The 3,527-nt window shown below is 63.4% G+C and carries 3 protein-coding genes; all 3 read right to left on the bottom strand.

From position 1 onward, the window contains the following. The coding region (locus JWQ24_RS28455) for a hypothetical protein (protein WP_299815946.1) at nt 1-578 on the bottom strand (578 nt) is incomplete at its 3' end. 56 nt (nt 579-634) lie between these two features. Next, on the bottom strand, nt 635-1,603 hold the full coding sequence (locus JWQ24_RS28450) for a MoxR family ATPase (RefSeq protein WP_299815943.1): 969 nt from the start codon (nt 1,601-1,603) through the stop codon (nt 635-637). Between the two features lie 22 nt (nt 1,604-1,625). Continuing rightward, nucleotides 1,626-3,527: hypothetical protein (locus JWQ24_RS28445; protein ID WP_299815940.1), on the bottom strand; the 1,902-nt coding region annotated here is incomplete at its 5' end.

The following is a 3,527-nucleotide window of genomic DNA, read 5'->3' as shown; positions in this document are numbered from 1 at the left end:
TGCCCCTCGAGATCCCGCACGAGTCCCGCGGCCGATGGCGCAAGTGGGGTCGTTACCGGATGCACGAAAAGGTCGACTGGATCCGTCCATCTCACGACCCGTCGGATCAGGCCGAGCTGGTCGCCGCGCACCGAGACCGCTGGTCCGGTGGCGATGATCGCACGACGGTTGGTCGGCACGGCGAACAGTTCGTCGTGCTCCTGCGCCGGTTTGAGCGCGGGGATCGAGAACTCTGCCCGTCCGGCACCGACCGGCAGCTCCATCCGCGCCGCGAGAACGGACTTTGGTCCCGAGTTCGTGACCACCAAACGTCCGAGCGCCCGCTCCCCCACGACGACGCGGGCGGGCGAGAGCTCAATCGCGACGTCGTAGGTGATGCGGCCGATCAGGAACACGGTGCAGAAGGCGAGCCCGACGAGCACAGTGAGCCCGACGAAGGTCAACTCCTGCCACCCCAGAATGAAACCGCTGATGAGCGTCGCTGCCGCGAGAGCGAGCGCGATCCACCCGGCCGAGGAGAGGATCGCGAGGCGCGGTCGGACCGAATTTCCGACGAATCCGATGGCGGCAGACGCCATCGTTCCACTGCCCGCGCCGAAACGACGCAGGGATGCCCTCGCTCGCGACCCGCGGCTCATGCTGCGCGGTACGCGGGAGGTGCGATGTCGAGCAGGACGCGTTCGATCACATCTTCGGCTTTCACTCCGGCGAAGTCCGACTCGGCGTCGATGATCACGCGGTGGGCCAGGACCGGGACGGCAAGGTCGCGCACGTCATCCGGGGTGACATAGCTGCGACCCGAGGCGATTGCCCAGGTGCGCACGGCGCGGGCCATGCCCAGGGCGCCGCGCATGCTCACTCCGAGCGCGACATCCTTATCGGACCGGGTCGCGACGACGAGCTGGATGATGTACTCCATGATCGTCGGGTCCACGAATACGTCCGCCGCGAGCCCAGCCATCGTCACGATCGACTCGGACGTGATGATCGGTGTGATGCTTGACGCCCTGGCCCGATTGGCCGAGTCGAGCATCAGCGCGACTGAGGTCTCGAAGTCGGGGTAACCGAGCGAGGTCTTGATCAGGAAGCGGTCGAGCTGCGCCTCCGGCAACTTGTAGGTGCCAGCCTGCTCTACCGGATTCTGCGTGGCGATCACCATGAAAGGCCGCCCAACCGAGTGGCCGACGCCATCGATCGTGACCACGCCCTCCTCCATGACCTCGAGCAGCGCGCTCTGAGTCTTCGGGCTGGCTCGGTTGATCTCGTCGGCGAGCACCACCGAAGCGAAGATCGGTCCCGGATGAAACTCGAACCCACCCTTGCCTTGGTCGTAGATCGTGACACCGGTCACGTCGGAGGGAAGCAGATCCGGTGTGAACTGAATGCGCGAGTGAGTGCCGTCGAGCGTGTTGGCCAGCGCCTTGGCGAGCACAGTCTTGCCGGTGCCTGGTACGTCTTCGAGTAGCACATGGCCCTCGGAGAGCATCGCCGTGAGCACTAGCCGGATCTGGTGCTTCTTCCCGACGATCGCCAGGTCGACGTTGTCGACCAACTTGCCGAAGGCGTCGGCGAACCAGGTGGCTTGTTCGTTAGTGATGGGCATTCGGATTCCATTTCTCCGTGGTTCAAAAACCGGTCTGAGTTTGGTTGATCTGCAACCAAGGTCCGTACTTCCAAGGCTCGATGGAGTAGCTGTCGGAGACGGCAGCACCGCACGGCACGTCGATAGCGCCGCTGCCAGCAGTGATGGAACCTGCGATCTCGCCAACGTTATCGATCGAGCCCGACTGCTGGTTTGGAGGGGTGTCCCAGCAGCGGAACTTGGAAACCTGATTCCACGATCCTGCCGGGATGTTCTGCCAGTGATAGGTGACTGTATTCCCCACTCGCGTGACCCAAGTCGTCGGCGGCGGCGGCGGTGGTGGGGGGTCGACGTGACGAGTGGCCGAAGCAACGTACGCCGAGCAGAGCCCACCAGCGTTGCAGGCGCGCACCTGGAACGTGTAGTCGCCAGCCCCCACACTTTGCGCGGAACCGATGGTTCCCGTCGTAGTCCCGGATGCATTTGGCGCCGTCGTGAAGTTCCACTGGTAGGTGACGCCTCCACCACCGCTGTCAGCGACGCCTGACCACGACGGCGTGATCGTTGCCGTCGCGGTCGAGCTGTTGCTGTTGAGCACTGGATTCGTCGGAGCCGTCGGTGTGCCCCACGGAGTGATGGACTTTGTCGTCGACCAGGTGGTTCCGACCTTGTTCGCCACCGCGATATCCACAGTTTGCGGCGCACCATTCTGGCGCGCGTCGAAGATACAGGTGACCCCCGGGGTGCAATCTGAGTGCTCCGTGGTTCCACTCGAGTCGGAGATCCTCACGACGTATCCGGTGATCGGAGTGCCGTTGGTGCTAACGGGCGGCTTGAAATCCACCGCGACCCGGTGAGAGGCCGGGTTGCTGAGGGTGATGTCGGTCACCGCTTCTGGAGCGCTGGTCACCGTGATCGTGATGCGTCCCTGGGCCTGGCGACTCGGCACGTCGCGAGCGTCGCGCATCGTATAGATCAAGCTGATAACGCCCGACTTGGCAACACCTGTGTCGACGGAGATTGTTGAGCCGTTGATGGACTTCGTCGCCCCGAGGTTGTCGCCCTGCCATTCGACGGACTTGAGGATCAGTGCCGAGTTCTTGTCAGCGGCGAATGGGTTGAAGTCGTTGCCGAGCGGCTGAATCGTGTAGTGGGAACTCGGCCGCGCATCGGGGACTAGGTCATCGACAGCCTGAGGGAGTGGCGCCGTCGACTCCACCGCGTTGACAGTGAGCTGAGCCTGCACCGGCGCGAGCGATCCGGAGATCAGCTCGAACTTAATGCGGACTTGAGACGGCACTTTCGCGTTCTTATCGACCGACATCGTCACTTTGTCGCCGCTGAAGGAGAACTGGATCGGCCCCGAGGCCGAAGACGAGGTGATCTGCTTGTAGGTCACCTGGTTGAGAACCTGCTGGTTCGGGTGATGGGTTGCATTCCGCAGAGTGAAGGTCGTCGACTTTCCGACCTCGACGTTGATGGACTGGTTCGCGAAAGTTGGCGGGACGTCTCTGCTCTGCGGGTCCCCGACGTTGACCGGCACCTGGATGGTCACAGCGTTCGGGTCGTTGGCGAGCCCCTTGTCACTGACCTTGAAGGTGAGGTACGTGTTGCCGACGAACCCGGTCTTCGGCGTGAAGGTGATCGCGTCATCCGCCGCCACCATCGTGGCCCCGGCCCGCTGCTGAGGCGACGTCGCCGAGGCCTTGTCCGCGACAGTCACCTTCCTGCCAGAGGGAACCACGACCATGTCGGACAGCGGCACGGTCTTCGCCGTATTTAGGTCGGTTTGGATCGTGTAGCCGCTCTTCAGATAGGGCGGGAGGCTGTCTGCGTACGCGGGCACCGTGATGATCGCGATGGCGCTCAGATGATCCGAGTTGGTCAGCTGATAGGCGATCGCCTGTGGCTCCGAACCCAACGTGACGGTGAGAGTTCCGTCGGT

Origin of the sequence: Tardiphaga sp. (assembly GCF_028290495.1) — a bacterium.
GTDB lineage: Bacteria > Pseudomonadota > Alphaproteobacteria > Rhizobiales > Xanthobacteraceae > Tardiphaga.
The sequence above is the reverse complement of the archived record's forward strand: the minus strand, read 5'-3'. Positions and strand labels throughout refer to the sequence as shown.

Excerpts from the sequence above, each read along its gene's own strand:
- JWQ24_RS28450 (WP_299815943.1), bottom strand. The coding sequence starts at position 1,603 with ATGCCCATCACTAACGAACAAGCCACCTGGTTCGCCGACGCCTTCGGC.